This window comes from Micrococcus sp. 2A (genome assembly GCF_039519235.1).
In the GTDB taxonomy this organism is placed as follows: Bacteria; Actinomycetota; Actinomycetes; order Actinomycetales; family Micrococcaceae; genus Micrococcus.
The window spans coordinates 639,344-653,507 of sequence record NZ_CP154351.1 but is presented as its reverse complement, the minus strand read 5'-3'; the positions used below and the strand labels follow the sequence as shown (position 1 = coordinate 653,507).

At 74.0% G+C, this 14,164-nt stretch carries 11 protein-coding genes; 9 read left to right on the top strand and 2 right to left on the bottom strand.

Features of this window, described 5'->3' with window-relative positions; translation table 11 throughout:
- The first annotated feature begins 17 nt into the window (after positions 1 to 17).
- From AAG742_RS03020 to AAG742_RS03005, 4 genes are all read left to right on the top strand, one after another.
- Positions 18 to 1,703, top strand: a complete 1,686-nt coding sequence (locus tag AAG742_RS03020; RefSeq protein ID WP_298711448.1) for a DUF885 domain-containing protein — start codon at positions 18 to 20, stop codon at positions 1,701 to 1,703.
- Positions 1,700 to 2,392: a nucleoside triphosphate pyrophosphatase gene (locus AAG742_RS03015; protein WP_298711444.1), complete on the top strand. Its 693-nt coding sequence runs from the start codon at positions 1,700 to 1,702 to the stop codon at positions 2,390 to 2,392. Before AAG742_RS03020 ends, AAG742_RS03015 begins: the two co-directional genes overlap by 4 nt.
- A 118-nt stretch (positions 2,393 to 2,510) precedes the next feature.
- On the top strand, positions 2,511 to 4,358 hold the full coding sequence (locus tag AAG742_RS03010) for a biotin carboxylase N-terminal domain-containing protein (RefSeq protein ID WP_298711441.1): 1,848 nt from the start codon (positions 2,511 to 2,513) through the stop codon (positions 4,356 to 4,358).
- Positions 4,359 to 4,742: 384 nt separating this feature from the next.
- A complete protein-coding gene (locus AAG742_RS03005; RefSeq protein ID WP_298711438.1) occupies positions 4,743 to 6,221 on the top strand; it encodes an MFS transporter in 1,479 nt (492 codons plus the stop codon).
- A gap of 257 nt (positions 6,222 to 6,478) precedes the next feature.
- Here the strand turns inward: AAG742_RS03005 and AAG742_RS03000 are convergent, their stop codons facing one another.
- Positions 6,479 to 7,915, bottom strand: coding sequence for an NAD(P)H-quinone dehydrogenase (locus AAG742_RS03000; RefSeq protein ID WP_298714249.1), 1,437 nt, complete (start codon positions 7,913 to 7,915; stop codon positions 6,479 to 6,481).
- Between the two features lie 202 nt (positions 7,916 to 8,117).
- On the opposite strand from AAG742_RS03000, the gene AAG742_RS02995 reads away from it, so the two are divergent.
- From AAG742_RS02995 to AAG742_RS02975, 5 genes are all read left to right on the top strand, one after another.
- Positions 8,118 to 8,873, top strand: a complete 756-nt coding sequence (locus AAG742_RS02995) for a purine-nucleoside phosphorylase (protein ID WP_298714281.1) — start codon at positions 8,118 to 8,120, stop codon at positions 8,871 to 8,873.
- The gene (locus AAG742_RS02990; RefSeq protein ID WP_298714247.1) at positions 8,873 to 10,576 is read left to right on the top strand and encodes a phospho-sugar mutase; all 1,704 of its coding nucleotides are present in this window, start codon (positions 8,873 to 8,875) and stop codon (positions 10,574 to 10,576) included. Before AAG742_RS02995 ends, AAG742_RS02990 begins: the two co-directional genes overlap by 1 nt.
- Before the next feature lie 239 nt (positions 10,577 to 10,815).
- Positions 10,816 to 11,517, top strand: a complete 702-nt coding sequence (deoC, locus tag AAG742_RS02985) for a deoxyribose-phosphate aldolase (protein WP_298714244.1) — start codon at positions 10,816 to 10,818, stop codon at positions 11,515 to 11,517.
- A 52-nt stretch (positions 11,518 to 11,569) separates the two neighbouring features.
- Positions 11,570 to 11,899, top strand: a complete 330-nt coding sequence (locus AAG742_RS02980; RefSeq protein ID WP_298714241.1) for a hypothetical protein — start codon at positions 11,570 to 11,572, stop codon at positions 11,897 to 11,899.
- Between the two features lie 133 nt (positions 11,900 to 12,032).
- A complete protein-coding gene (locus AAG742_RS02975; protein WP_248115493.1) occupies positions 12,033 to 12,713 on the top strand; it encodes a phosphotyrosine protein phosphatase in 681 nt (226 codons plus the stop codon).
- 76 nt (positions 12,714 to 12,789) lie between these two features.
- Here the strand turns inward: AAG742_RS02975 and AAG742_RS02970 are convergent, their stop codons facing one another.
- A complete protein-coding gene (locus AAG742_RS02970) occupies positions 12,790 to 14,091 on the bottom strand; it encodes an O-antigen ligase family protein (RefSeq protein WP_248115492.1) in 1,302 nt (433 codons plus the stop codon).
- Positions 14,092 to 14,164: the final 73 nt, after the last annotated feature.

The window sequence follows — 14,164 nt, the reverse complement described above, 5'->3', positions numbered from 1 at the left end:
GGCCTAGAGTTCCGGGTATGACCCAGAACACCTCCCTGAGCGAGGGCGCCGCCCGCACGCCCTCCGCGATCGACGCCCTGGCCGAGCAGTACGTCACCGACTACCTCGCCCTGCACCCGGACACCGCCACGGAGCTCGGCTTCGCGGGCCACGAGTCCGAGTACTCGGACTTCTCCCCCGCCGGCGCCCGCGCCGACGACGAGCTCAACGCCCGCCTCCTCGCGGACCTCGAAGCGCTCGAGCCGGCCGACGAGACCGACCGCGTCACCAAGGCCGCCATGCAGGAGCGCATCGGCCTCGAGCGGGAGATCCACGCGACCGGCCGCACCGAGCTGAACAACATCGCGTCCCCCGCGCAGGGCATCCGGGCCGTGTTCGACCTCATGCCCACGGACACCGCCGAGCACTGGGAGCACATCGCCGGCCGCCTCGAGAACCTGCCGGCCGCGCTCGCGGGGTACACGGCGTCGCTGATCGCCTCGAAGGACTCGGGCCACGTGGCCGCGCAGCGCCAGATCGACATCGTCATCGAGCAGGCCCGCGCGCACGGCACCGGGGACGGGTTCTTCCCGGGCCTGACCGCCCGCGCGCAGGAGGCCGACGTCGTCGACGCCGCGCTCGCCGAGCGGATCCGCTCCGGCGCCGAGGCCGGTGCGCAGGCCTACCGCGACTTCGCGGACGCCCTCGAGTCCGAGCTGCGCCCGCACGCGCCGGAGGCCGACGCCGTCGGAATCGAGCACTACCGCCTCGCCTCGCGCGTGTTCCTCGGCGCGGAGATCGATCTCGAGGAGACCTACCGCTGGGGCCAGGAGGAGCTCGCGCGCCTCATCGCCGCGCAGGAGGCGGACGCCGAGAGGATCAAGCCCGGCGCCACGATTGAGGAGGCCCGCGCCGTCCTCGACGCCGATCCCGAGCGCGCCCTCAAGGGCACCGACGCGCTCCGGGCCTGGATGCAGCGCCTCTCCGACGAGGCAGTCGAGGCCATGAAGGCGCACTTCGAGATCCCGGCCCCGATGGACCGACTCGAATGCATGATCGCCCCCACGCAGGAGGGCGGCATCTACTACACCGGCCCCTCGGACGACTTCTCCCGGCCGGGCCGCATGTGGTGGTCCGTGCCACCGGGCGAGGACGAGTTCACCACGTGGGCGGAGACCACCACGGTCTACCACGAGGGCGTGCCGGGCCATCACCTGCAGATCGCCACCGCCATGATGAACCGGGCCAACCTGAACCTGTGGCGCCGCAGCTTCTGCTGGACCTCCGGCCACGGCGAGGGCTGGGCGCTCTACGCGGAGAGGCTCATGGAGGAGCTCGGCTTCCTCGACGATCCGGGCGACCACCTCGGCATGCTGGACATGCAGCGCATGCGCGCCGCCCGCGTGGTGTTCGACATCGGCTACCACTGCGGCTTCGAGATGCCCGAGTCCGAGGGCGGCGGCGCGTGGGACCCGGAGCGCGGCTACGCGTTCCTGGCCAAGCACCTGAACATCTCCGAGGGCCAGCGCCGCTTCGAGTTCACGCGCTACCTCGGCTGGCCGGGCCAGGCGCCCGCCTACAAGGTGGGTCAGCGCATCTGGGAGCAGATCCGCGCCGAGCACGAGGAGCGCGAGGGCGCCGACTTCGACCTCCGCGCGTTCCACACGCGGGCGCTGAAGCTCGGCTCGATGGGCCTGGACACCCTCCGGGACGCGCTGGCGTGAGCCTGCCCTCCCCCGAACGAGGTGACGCGGGAGGCCGGGTCGAGCTGGTGCTCGGCTCGGCCTCGCCCGGGCGCGCGGAGATCCTCACGCGCGCCCGGGTGGGGTTCCGCGTCGTGGTATCGAACGTGGACGAGGACGCCGTGGGCGCCGAGCACCCCGACGCCTCCCCCGCCGAGCTCGCGGGGCTGCTCGCCGAGGCGAAGGGCCGGGACGTCGCCGCGCGCGTGGCGGCCGACGGCGTCGCGGTGCCCACCCTCGTGCTCGGGTGCGACTCCGTGTTCGAGTTCGAGGGCCGCGCCTACGGCAAGCCCTACGAACCCGACGTCGCACTCGAGCGCTGGCGGGGCCAGGCCGGCCGAGCCGGGACGCTGCACTCCGGTCACTGGCTCGGGCTGGTGATGCCCTCAGCCTCCGCGTCCGGCTCTCCCGCCGTCGCGGGGGTCGTCTCCGCCGGCGTCCGCTTCGCCGCGGCGGAGGAGGCCACCCTCGCCGCCTACGTGGCCACGGGCGAGCCGCTCTTCTGCGCGGGCGCGTTCACCATCGACGGGGCGGGGGCCGCGCTGATCGCGGGCGTCGACGGCGACCCGAACGCCGTCATCGGCCTCTCGGTCTCGTGGCTGCGCGGTGCGTGCGAACACCTCGGCGTCCCCTTCACGGAATTGTGGGTTTCCTCCAACACCAGGCGCTGATCCAGCGGATCCGAACCGGGTTGCTGTGAGGGTTCCCCCACCCACAGTAGGGTGCTGATGAACAGCGGCAGCCCGTGCCGCTGCCTCCGCAGTCTTCCCCGAGGAGTCCCCGAAGCCCATGAGCACCGCCGACGCGCCCCAGGCCCCCCTCGCCACCGACGCCGGGACCCCGCGGCCGTTCTCCCGCGTGCTGATCGCCAACCGCGGGGAGATCGCCGTCCGCGTCATCCGTGCATGCCAGGACGAGGGCCTCACCTCGGTGGCCGTCTACGCCGAGCCGGACCGCGACGCCCTCCACGTCAAGCTCGCCGACGAGGCCGTGGCCATCGGCGGGGAGACCGCGGCCGACTCCTACCTGCTCGTGGAGAAGATCCTGGACGCCGCTGAGCGCTCCGGCGCCGACGCCGTGCACCCCGGCTACGGCTTCCTCTCGGAGAACGCCGGCTTCGCGCGCGCCGTCGAGGCGGCCGGCCTCGTGTGGATCGGCCCGCCGCCGGCGGCCATCGATGCCCTCGGGGACAAGGTCTCCGCGCGCCGGCTGGCCACGAGGGTCGGCGCCCCGCTCGCCCCCGGCACCACCTCTCCCGCCACGGGCACGGCCGAGGTGCTCGCGTTCGCGGACGAGCACGGCCTGCCCGTGGCCATCAAGGCCGCGTACGGCGGCGGCGGCCGCGGCATCAAGGTGGCCCGCGAGCGCGAGGAGATCCCCGAGCTCTACGAGTCCGCGGTGCGCGAGGCGGTCTCGGCGTTCGGCCGCGGCGAGTGCTTCGTGGAGCGCTTCCTGGACAAGCCGCGCCACGTGGAGACGCAGTGCCTCGCGGACGTGCACGGCGACGTCGTGGTGGTCTCCACGCGTGACTGCTCGCTGCAGCGCCGCAACCAGAAGCTCGTGGAGGAGGCGCCCGCGCCGTTCCTCACAGACGAGCAGAACCGCCGCCTCGTCGAGTCCTCCAAGGCGCTGCTCAAGGAGGCCGGCTACGTGGGCGCGGGCACGTGCGAGTTCCTCGTGGGCCAGGACGGCACCCTGTCCTTCCTCGAGGTGAACACGCGCCTGCAGGTGGAGCACCCCGTGTCCGAGGAGGTCACGGGCATCGACCTCGTGCGGGAGCAGTTCCGCCTCGCCCGCGGTGAGGCCCTCGGCTACACCGATCCCGAGGTGCGCGGCCACTCGATCGAGTTCCGCCTCAACGGTGAGGACCCGGGCCGCGGCTTCCTGCCCGCCCCCGGCCGCCTCACCACGTTCCGCCTGCCCTCGGGCCCCGGAGTGCGCGTGGACACCGGCGTGCTGGAGGGCGAGACCGTCTCCGGGGCGTTCGACTCGATGGTCGCCAAGCTGATCGTCACGGGCGCCACCCGCCGCCAGGCCCTCCAGCGGGCCGCCCGTGCGCTCGGCGAGGCGGAGATCGCGGGGATGCCCTCGGTGCTGCCGTTCCACCGGGCCGTGGTGAAGGACCCGGCGTTCGCGCCCGAGCTCGCCGGCTCCGAGGAACCGGTCTCGGTCCACACCCGCTGGATCGAGACCGAGTTCGCCGCGCTCCTGGAGCCCTACGGCCAGACGCCCGCCGACCCCGCCGCACCGGAGGCCCGCCACACCGTCACGGTGGAGGTCAACGGCAAGCGCGTGGACGTCACGCTGCCCACGTTCGCGGCCGCGATGCACTCCGTGCAGGGCGCCGCGCAGCGCGCCGGCGCGGGCCGACGTCGGCCCCGCGGAGCCCGCGCCGGTGCGGCCACGGCGCCCAGCACCAACGCGCTGACCGCGCCCATGCAGGGCACGGTGGTGAAGGTGGCCGCGGAGAACGGGCAGACCGTGGCCGAGGGCGATCTCATCGTGGTCATGGAGGCCATGAAGATGGAGCAGCCCCTCACGGCGCACCGCGCGGGCGTGGTCTCCGGGTTGAGCGTGAAGGCCGGCGAGACGGTCAAGGCCGGCGACGTGCTCGCCACCATCGACGCCGAAGGCTGAGTCCGCGTCCGGGCGCGGCCACGCTCCCCGCGGGTAAGGGCTCTCCTGTGGCGGACCAGGGTGGTCGTCCGGCAATTGCCATGGGCTAGACCGGATAGACCATGTCATTTCGGGGACCCACCACCTGGTCGCCGGGCACAGCGACGCGTCGGTCCATCCCTCCGCGCCGGACCCCTGGCCGAGCCGCCGGACCGGACACCTGGCCGAGGCGCCGTCGCGTCCGCAGGCGTCGGCGCACGATTCCCAGTGGCCGAGCCGTCCGCATGGTGGACAGGTGCAGCCAGCGTGAGGGTACGTCAGCGCGCCACTCCTACACTGGCGGACATTCCATCTCACATCGTGGGCCATCCGACCCTCGGTGACCGTCCGTCCCTCGGAGCTCTCATGTCCCACTCCACTCCGCCCTCGGGCCCCGCCGCGTCTGCCGGCACACCCGCCGGCCCCGCCGGCGCCGGCGCACCGGCCGCCGTCGCCCCCGCGGTAGCCGCCCCCGACGAGACGCCCGTGCCCCGCTCGCGCGTGGTCGTGGCCTCGCTCATCGGCACCTCGATCGAGTTCTACGACTTCTACGTCTACGCCACGGCCGCCGTCTCGGTGTTCCCGCTGATCTTCTTCGCGAAGGGCGATGACGGCGCCGCGCTCCTGGCCTCCATGGCCACCTTCGGCGCGGCGTTCGTGGCCCGCCCGATCGGCTCGGTGCTGTTTGGCCACTTCGGCGACCGCATGGGCCGCAAGGTCACGCTCATCGGCTCCCTGCTGACCATGGGCATCGCCACGTTCCTCATCGGCCTGCTGCCCACGTACTACCAGGTGGGCCTGTGGGCGCCGGCCATGCTCACCATCCTGCGCTTCACCCAGGGCCTCGGCCTGGGCGGCGAGTGGTCCGGCGCGGCCCTGCTGGCCACCGAGTACGCGAAGGAGGGCAAGCGCGCGCAGGCGGCCATGTGGCCGCAGCTCGGCGCCCCGATCGGCTTCTTCCTGGCCAACGGCCTGTACCTGCTGCTCGTGCTCGGCTTCGACCACGACTCCACCAACCCGGACATGGACGGCGCCTTCCTCACGTGGGTGTGGCGCATGCCGTTCCTGCTCTCGATCGCCATGGTGGCCGTGGGCATGTACGTGCGCGTCCGCCTCGAGGAGACGCCGGTCTTCCAGCGCGCCCTGGACAACGACCAGCGCGTCAAGGCCCCCGTCGGCGAGGTCTTCCGCCGCAACTGGTGGGAGCTGATCCTCGGCACCTTCGTCATGTACGCCACGTACGTGCTCTTCTACCTCATGACCACGTGGATCCTCTCCTACGCGATCGGCAAGCGGGAGAACGGCATGCTCGGGATCCCGTACTCCGAGTTCCTCGTGCTGCAGCTGATCGGCATCGCGTTCTTCGCGGCGTTCATCCCGGTGTCCGGCTGGCTGGCGGACCGCTTCGGCCGCAAGCCCACCCTCCTGACCGTCTCCGGCTTCATGATCCTGTTCGGCCTGAGCTTCGGCCTCTGGCTGGCCCCGGCCACGATGGGCACCGGCGCCGAGGTGAACGTCCCGCTCATGGTCGCGTTCCTCGCGGTCGGCATGACGCTCATGGGCCTGACCTTCGGCCCCATGTCCGCCGTCCTGCCCGAGCTGTTCCCCACGAACACGCGCTACACGGGCTCGGGCATCGCGTACAACGTGTCCTCGATCCTCGGCGCGGCCCTCACGCCGTTCGTGGCGGCCTGGCTGGTGCAGAAGTTCGACGTCTCGTACGTCGGCTACTACCTCGCCGCGGCGTCGCTGATCACGATGGTCGCCCTGGCCCTCTCCCCCGAGACGCGGCACGCGGACCTGGACACCGTCTCCTCCGCTCGGGAGCGCCGCGCGGCCCGGTGAGCCAGGACCCCTCCCGGAGACGACGGCGGCCGGTCACCTTCCAGCGTGAAGGTGACCGGCCGCCGTCGTCGGTGGAGGCCCGACCTGTCCCGGCCCGGCCCGACCTGTCCCGTCCCGTCCCGGAGTGGTCACGACACGCCGCCTGCGGAAAGGCGACGCGGCGTGTTGTGACCACTCTGGGTGGGGGTGGGGGTGGGGGTGGGGGTGGGGGTGGGGGTGGGGGTGGGGGTGGGGGTGGGGGTGGAGGACCGCTCAGCTCACAGGCGCACGTGCAGGCGGCGCGCCGCCTCCGCGATGGAACCGGACATGGAGGGGTACACGGTGAAGGTGTCCGCGAGGTCGTCCACGTGGAGCTTGTGGGTCACGGCGAGCGCGAGCGGGTAGATGAGGTCGGAGGCCCGCGGGGCCACCACCACGCCGCCGATCACGGTGCCCGAGCCCTGGCGGGCGAAGATCTTCACGAAGCCCTCCTTCACGCCCTGCATCTTGGCGCGGGGATTGGTCGCGAAGTCCAGGCGCAGCACGTCCGCCTGGTACTTGCCGGAGTCCACCTGCTCCTGGGTGACGCCCACCGTGGCGATCTCGGGGGAGGTGAAGATGTTGGAGGCCAGCAGGTGCGGGCGCAGCGGCTTGAGGGCGTCGCCCAGCAGGTGCGCGACGGCGATGCGCCCCTGCATGGCGGCCACCGAGGCGAGGGCGAGCGCACCGGTGCAGTCGCCCGCGGCGTAGATGCTGGGCACCGTGGTGCGGGAGACTCCGTCGACCTTGACGTGGCCGGACTCGGTCAGCTCCACGCCGACCTCCTTCAGGCCCAGGCCCGCGGTGTTGGGGACGCCGCCCACGGCCACGAGGCAGTGCGAGCCCTCGAGCACGGGGGTGTCCGCAGCGCCCTCGCCGGAGAGGTGCACGCGCACGCCGGTCTCCGTGCGCTCGACGGCCTCGGCGCGGGAGCGGCCCACCACGTTCAGGCCGTTCTCGTGGAACACGTGCTCGAGCAGCTCGGCGGCGTCGGCGTCCTCGCCGGGGAGCACGCGGTCACGGGAGGAGACCAGGGTGACCTCCGCGCCGAGGCGGTCGTACGCGGAGGCGAACTCGGCGCCGGTCACGCCCGAGCCCACCACGATGAGGTGCTCGGGCAGCTCCTGCAGCGCGTACAGCTGCTTCCAGTTGAAGATGCGCTCGCCGTCCGGGAGGGCGGTGGGCAGCTCGCGGGGGCTCGCGCCCACGGCCACGAGGATCGCATCCGAGGTGATCACCTCGCGGTCGGCGCCCTCGGCCTCGTCCTCGGGGCGCACCTCCACCTCGTGGGGACCGACGACGCGCGACGTGCCGTGGATGACGCGGACGCCGAGCGCCGTGAGGGCGGCCTCGATGTCCCGGGACTGCTCCCCGGCGAGGGCCAGGATGCGGCGGTCCACGTCGAGCATGTCCGCGCGGGGCTCGCCGCCGCCGAGGTCCACGCCGAGGTCCTTGGCGGACATCACGCGACGCATGGACTCGGCCGTGGCGATCAGGGTCTTGGACGGGACCACGTCCGTGAGGACGGCGGAGCCCCCCATGCCCTGGCGCTCGATGACGGTGACCCGGGCGCCGAGCTTGGCGGCCACCATGGCCGCCTCGTAGCCGCCGGGGCCGCCGCCGATGATGGTCAGGGAGGGGATGAAGGTCGTGTTCTCGTCGCTCACGGTCCTCATTGTGTCCGCCGTGGGCCGGAAAGTCACAGCAGCCGGGCCCGGCCCCGGGCCCCGCGCCTAGACTGGCGGCGTGAACGAGCAGACCTCCTCCCCCGCCCCGGCCGCACCCGACTCCACGACCGGCGCCCCCGGGGTCGCCGGCGAGTCCCGGCTCGTCGACGACCACCCCGGCTTCGCCGAGGCCCGGCAGGCCGCCGCGGCCATCGCCGAGGCGACGGGCGTGCCGGAGCACCGCATCGCCGTCGTGCTGGGCTCGGGCTGGGGCGGCACGGGCGCGCTGCTGGGCGAGGAGGTGGCGGCCGTGCCGCTGGCCGACGTGCCGGGCTTCCACGCCCCGCAGGTGCCGGGCCACAGCGCCGTGATCCGCTCCGTGCGCCTGCCGGACGGCACGCACGCCCTGGTCTTCGGCTCGCGCACCCACTTCTACGAGTCCCGCAGCGCGCAGGACGTGGCCCACACCGTCCGCACGGCGGCCGCGGCGGGCGCGTCCGTCGTCGTGCTGACGAACGGGTGCGGCGGGCTGGATCCGGCGATCGCCCCGGGCACGCCCGTGGTGATCTCGGACCACATCAACCTCACGGGCGCCACGCCTCTGGTGGGCGCCACGTTCGTGGACCTCACGGACCTCTACTCCCCGCGCATCCGCGCGATCGCCCGCGAGGTGGACCCCTCCCTCACCGAGGGCGTGTACGTGCAGTTCTCCGGCCCGCAGTACGAGACGCCCGCGGAGGTGCGCATGGCCCGCACGCTCGGCGGGGACCTCGTGGGCATGTCCACGGCACTCGACGCCATCGCGGCCCGCCACGCCGGCCTCGAGGTGTTCGGCATCTCGCTCGTGACCAACCCGGGCGCCGGGATCTCCGAGACGCCGCTCTCGCATGCCGAGGTGGTGGAGGCCGGCCGTGCCGCCGGGCCGCGCATCTCGCGCCTGCTCGCCGAGATCGTGGGGCGGATCTGATGAGCGCCCTGGACCCCCGCGTCGTCGCCCTCGCCGAGCGCTGGTCCGTGGAGGACCCGGAGCCCGTGCACCGGGAGATCCTGCGGGCCGAGCTGGACGCCGCCGAGGGCACCGGCCCGGAGGCCGACGCCGCCCGGGCCTCCCTGGCCTCCCGGTTCTCCGGCCCGCTCGCGTTCGGCACGGCGGGGCTGCGCGCGGAGGAGGGCCCCGGCGAGTCGCGCATGAACAGGATCGTGGTGCGCCGCACCGCGGCCGCGCTCGGCGCGCATCTCTGGCAGGTGCTCGGGGTGGACGCCCCGGCCCCGCTCGCGGTGGTGGGCTACGACGCGCGGCGCGGCTCGGCCGCCTTCGCGCAGGACACGGCGGCGGTGCTCACGGCGGCCGGCGCGCAGGTGATCCTGCTGCCCTCGGCGCTGCCCACGCCGGTGCTCGCCTTCGCCGTCCGCCACCTCAACGCCGACGCCGGCGTGATGGTCACCGCGAGCCACAACCCGCCCGCGGACAACGGCTACAAGGTGTACCTCGGCGGGCGCATGACGGACGCCGCCGGGCGCGGCGCCCAGCTGGTCTCCCCGGCGGACGCGCAGATCGCCGCCCTGATCGACCACGAGGCCTGGCCCGCGGACATCGCCCTCGCCGCGGACGGCTGGGAGCTGGCCGGGCCGGAGCTGCTCGAGGCCTACCGGGAGGCCGCGCTCGGCCTGCTGGACCCGGGCCGCTTCCCCCACCGCGCCCTGCGCGTGGTCTACACGCCGATGCACGGCGTGGGCGGGGCCGTGCTCCCCGAGCTGCTCGCCGAGGCGGGCTTCGCCGACGTCGAGGTGGTGCCGGAGCAGGCGCAGCCGGACCCCGCCTTCCCCACGGTGGCCTTCCCCAATCCGGAGGAGCCGGGCGCCATGGACCTCGCGCTCGCCCTCGCGGCGGAGCAGGACGCGGACCTCGTGATCGCCAACGACCCGGACGCGGACCGCCTCGCCCTCGGCGTGCGGATCACCGACGGCGCCGGCGCCCGGACCTGGCGGATGCTCTCCGGCGACGCCGTCGGGACCCTGCTGGGGGCCCACCTCATGCCGCAGCTCCGGGCCACGGGTCGCAGCGCCGCGAACTCCGTGGTCTCCGCTCCGCAGCTGGCCGTCCTCGCCGAGGCCGAGGGGGTGGCGCATCACGTGACGCTCACCGGCTTCAAGTGGATCTCGCGCGCCCCCGAGCTCGGCTACGGCTACGAGGAGGCGCTCGGCTACTGCGTGGCCCCGGACCTCGTGCGGGACAAGGACGGCATCACCGCCGCGCTGCTGGCGTGCGAGCTGGCCGCCGACCTCGCGGCCTCCGGGCGCACGCTGGCCGACGCGCTGGCCGCCGTCGACGCGGTGACCGGCGCGATGCCGGCCGCGCAGGTGTCCGTGCGGGTGCAGGACCTGTCGATCATCGGGGCGACGATGGCCGCGCTGCGCGAGCGGGGCCCCGCCGAGCTCGCGGGCGAGCCGGTGACCGTGAGCCGGGACCTGGCCGAGGGCGGCGCGGGCCTGCCCCCCACCGACGCGCTGCTGTTCGCCACCGACTCGGGCACGCGCGTGCTCATCCGCCCCTCCGGCACGGAGCCCAAGCTCAAGTGCTACCTCGGCACGCGGGACGCGGACCCGGACGCGGCAGCTGAGCGGCTCGAGCGGCTGCGGTCGCAGGTGGCGGCGCTCGTCGGGGGATGAGGAGGCCCCTCGCCTCCACCCCGACACCCCCACGCCCCCACATTCCCGCACCCCCGCACCCCCACGCCCCCACACCCCCGCACCCCCGCACCCCCACACCCCCGCACCCCCGCACCCCCACGCCCCCACACCCCCGCACCCCCAAGGCAGGCAGACTCGCCGCTTCCAGAAAGTGAAGCGGCGAGTCTGCCTGCCTCCGCGGAGGGCGTCGGTCATGCGCCCCGGATAGGCTGGCCCGCATGACCGACACCGCGCTCCCGCAGCTGTCCACCGCCGAGCTGGCCCAGTACATCGACGCCACCGCCCTCAAGCCTGAGACGTCCGCCGAGGACATCGACCGCCTCGTCGCCGAGGCCCGCGAGGCCGGCGTCAAGAGCGTCTGCGTGAACCCGGTGTGGGTGCCCCGCGTGCACGCCGCGCTCGAGGGCTCCGACGTGCTGACCTGCACCGTCATCGGCTTCCCGCTGGGCGCCACGTCGTCGGCGGCCAAGGCGTTCGAGGCCACGCAGGCCATCAAGGACGGGGCGGACGAGGTGGACATGGTGATCGACGTCGCCGCCGCCCGCGCCGGTGACCGCGAGCGCCTGGTGCAGGACATCCGCGCCGTGGCCGACGCCGCGCACGCCATGGGCCCCGCGGGTGAGGGCGGCGCGCTCCTCAAGGTGATCGTGGAGACCGCCCTGCTCACCGACGAGCAGATCGTGCTCGCGTGCGAGGCCGCCGCCGAGGCCGGTGCGGACTTCGTCAAGACCTCCACGGGCTTCTCCACGGCCGGCGCCACCGCCGAGCACGTGGCGCTCATGCGACGCACGGTGGGCCCGGACATGGGCGTGAAGGCGTCCGGCGGGGTGCGCTCGCGCGCCGACGCGCTGACCATGATCGCGGCGGGCGCGACCCGCATCGGCGCGAGCTCCGCACTTGCTATCCTGGGGGACGACTGAACCCCCCCCCGAGCGACTCCGGGGACAGACCAGCAGCTGAAGGAGCTATGACGTGATCCGCAACGGCAAGGCCATCGACCACTCGAACGCGGGCGGCGTCGGCAGCTCCGTGCTCCTCTTCCTGCTCTGCTTCGGCCTGTTCCTCGGCTCGCTGTACGCGATGGGCTTCTGGAGCCTGGACAACGCGTGGCTCGCGGGCCTGATCGCCCTCGCGCTGGCCACGATCGCCTTCCTCATCCCGCAGGGCATCCTGGGCCGCGGCGACACCCTGCACACGCAGTCCATCCACGGCGCCCCGGCCGTCGCCACGCACACCGTGGGCACCACCACGACGCACGGCGCCGCCGGCTCGACCGCGGCGGGCGCGTCGCGCGGTCACTGACCCCGTCCCTGAGGGCGGCACCCCCGCCTCACACCGCCGAAAGGCGTCCACCGCAGTGCCGCGGAGGACGCCCTTCGGCGTCTGATCTGCCCGCCCCTGGCCGCGGGGAGGCTCGCCCCGAAAGGATCGCCCCATGAGCTGGACCGCCCGACCGCCCATCCGCTCCCCCTTCGGCGCGCCGACGCCCGACGGCGATGCGCACCGTTCCGACGACGACGCGGCCGGTGCGACCGGTGCCGCCCCCGTGCGCATCCTGACGGTGTGCACGGGCAACATCTGCCGCTCGGCCTACGCGCAGCACGTGCTCCAGGCGCGGCTCGACGAGCTGCTGGGCTCCGGCCGCGCCGAGGTGAGGAGTGCGGGCACGGGGCCGAACCAGGCGCTGGCCGTGCCGGACGAGATCCTTCACCTGGCGCCGAGCAGCGGGGTGATGGACGCGCTCCTGAGCCACCGGCCGCGGCAGCTGACCGCGCGGGTGCTGGCGGGGCAGGACCTCGTGCTGACAGCCACGGAGGCCCACCTGGGCGCCGTGCTGCGCGAGGAGCCGGGAGCCGTGCGGCGGGCGTACACGCTGCTGGAGGCGGGGCGACTGGCCGCCGGGACGGACCTCCCGGACGCGGGCGGCCTGCCTGCCCTGACCACGGCCTGGGCCGCGCGGCGGGACGCCCTGACGGGCGAGCCGCTGGACCTCCCGGATCCCTTCCGCGGGCCGGTGGCCGGCTACGCGGCGATGGCGGACGCACTCGACCCGACGCTCGAGGCGATCGCGCAGGCCGTGGCCCGCGCCGTGGGGGGCGCGGGCACGCAGAGCTGAGGCGGGCGCCCTGAGCCAGGCGAGGCGGGGCGAGCGGGGCTGAGGCCGGGCCGACGTCACTCGGCCGCCGCCGCCGTCAGCCCCAGCGGGCGCGGGCGTCGTGGAGCACCTTCGCCCGTTGCCGCTCGGTGACCTCGGTCTCGAGCGGCGCGTCCTTCTCCTGCAGCGCCAGGCTCGCACCGGTGGCCAGGATGAGCATGCCCGGGATGGTCAGGAAGACCTCGCCGAGCTGGGCGGCGGTGACGAAGATGACCGCGGTGGCGGCCTCCACCGCCACGCGGGAGGGCGTGCGGAGGCGCGTGGTGAAGACCCGCAGGCCGAAGTACAGGTAGGCCGCGAGCACGGCGATCACCAGCACGTAGCCGCCCTCGGTGAAGAGACCCGCGTAGGAGTTGTGGTAGTGCCACGTGGCATCGTCGATGGTCACGTAGGCCTCGGTCAGGCCCCGGCCGAACCACGGGGTCTCCGCCGCCTTCACCGCCGTGGCGTCCTGGATCCAGGAGCGCAGTTGGTCCGTGCCGGTGCGGTCGCCGAAGACGCTCAGCTGGGCGAGGTTCTCCTCGGCGAAGGTCACGGCCCAGCCCATGGCGGCCAGGATCAGGATTCGGAAGACCGGCCCCAGACGCGGGGTGAGCCACATCCAGAGCACCGCGCAGGCAAACCCCGCCATCGAGGTGCGCGAGCCCGTGAGGAAGACGCACGGCGCGGCAGCCGCCAGCACCATCAAGCGGCGCTGCGGGGACCGGACGAAGGCCACCGCCAGCACCGGCATGGCCGCGTAGTAGAGGCCGGCCACGTTCTTGTCCCCCAGGAAGCCGGTGAGGTAGCTGCCGTACGGTGCGGGCACCACGCCCGCGTAGAACAGCGGGACGTTGACGGCCATCGCCGCCAGAAGGCCCCACAGCACCGAGCGCAGGTCCAGGCGCCGCGCGGCGAAGCACCCCACCAGGGCGGCCAGGGCACTGATGCGCACGAGGCGGCGCATCCACGCGAGATCCTCGATGCCGACGGACACCGAGACGACCGCGAGGAAGAGGGCCACCGCACCCGCGGCGAGGGCGGCGACGCCCAGGTCGGAGGCGTCCCGAGTGGCTCGGCGGCACAGGGCGAGCAGCAGGAGCAGCATCATGGCGAGCTCGCTGAGGGGAATGCGCGTGCCACCCACGGGGATGGCGAACACCTCCATGGCCAGCAGTGCACCCAGGAGCAGCTCGGGGATCCGCAGCGGGACCCGCTCGAGCGCGTGCTCGTCGTCCTCCCTGGTCCACGCCGACGTGCCCCGCGCAGTGCGCCGGGCCTGCTCAGCCCGGGCCGCGTAGACCGCCGCGAGGCGGGGGTCCGTCTCCAGCGGCCCCGCGCTGTGGTGCTGCACCGCCATCCGTGCCCTCCTCGTCCGTGCCCTGCCCTCGCGAGCCGGCGGCCCGCGCCGCACGGCCCAGCCTAGTGGCGGA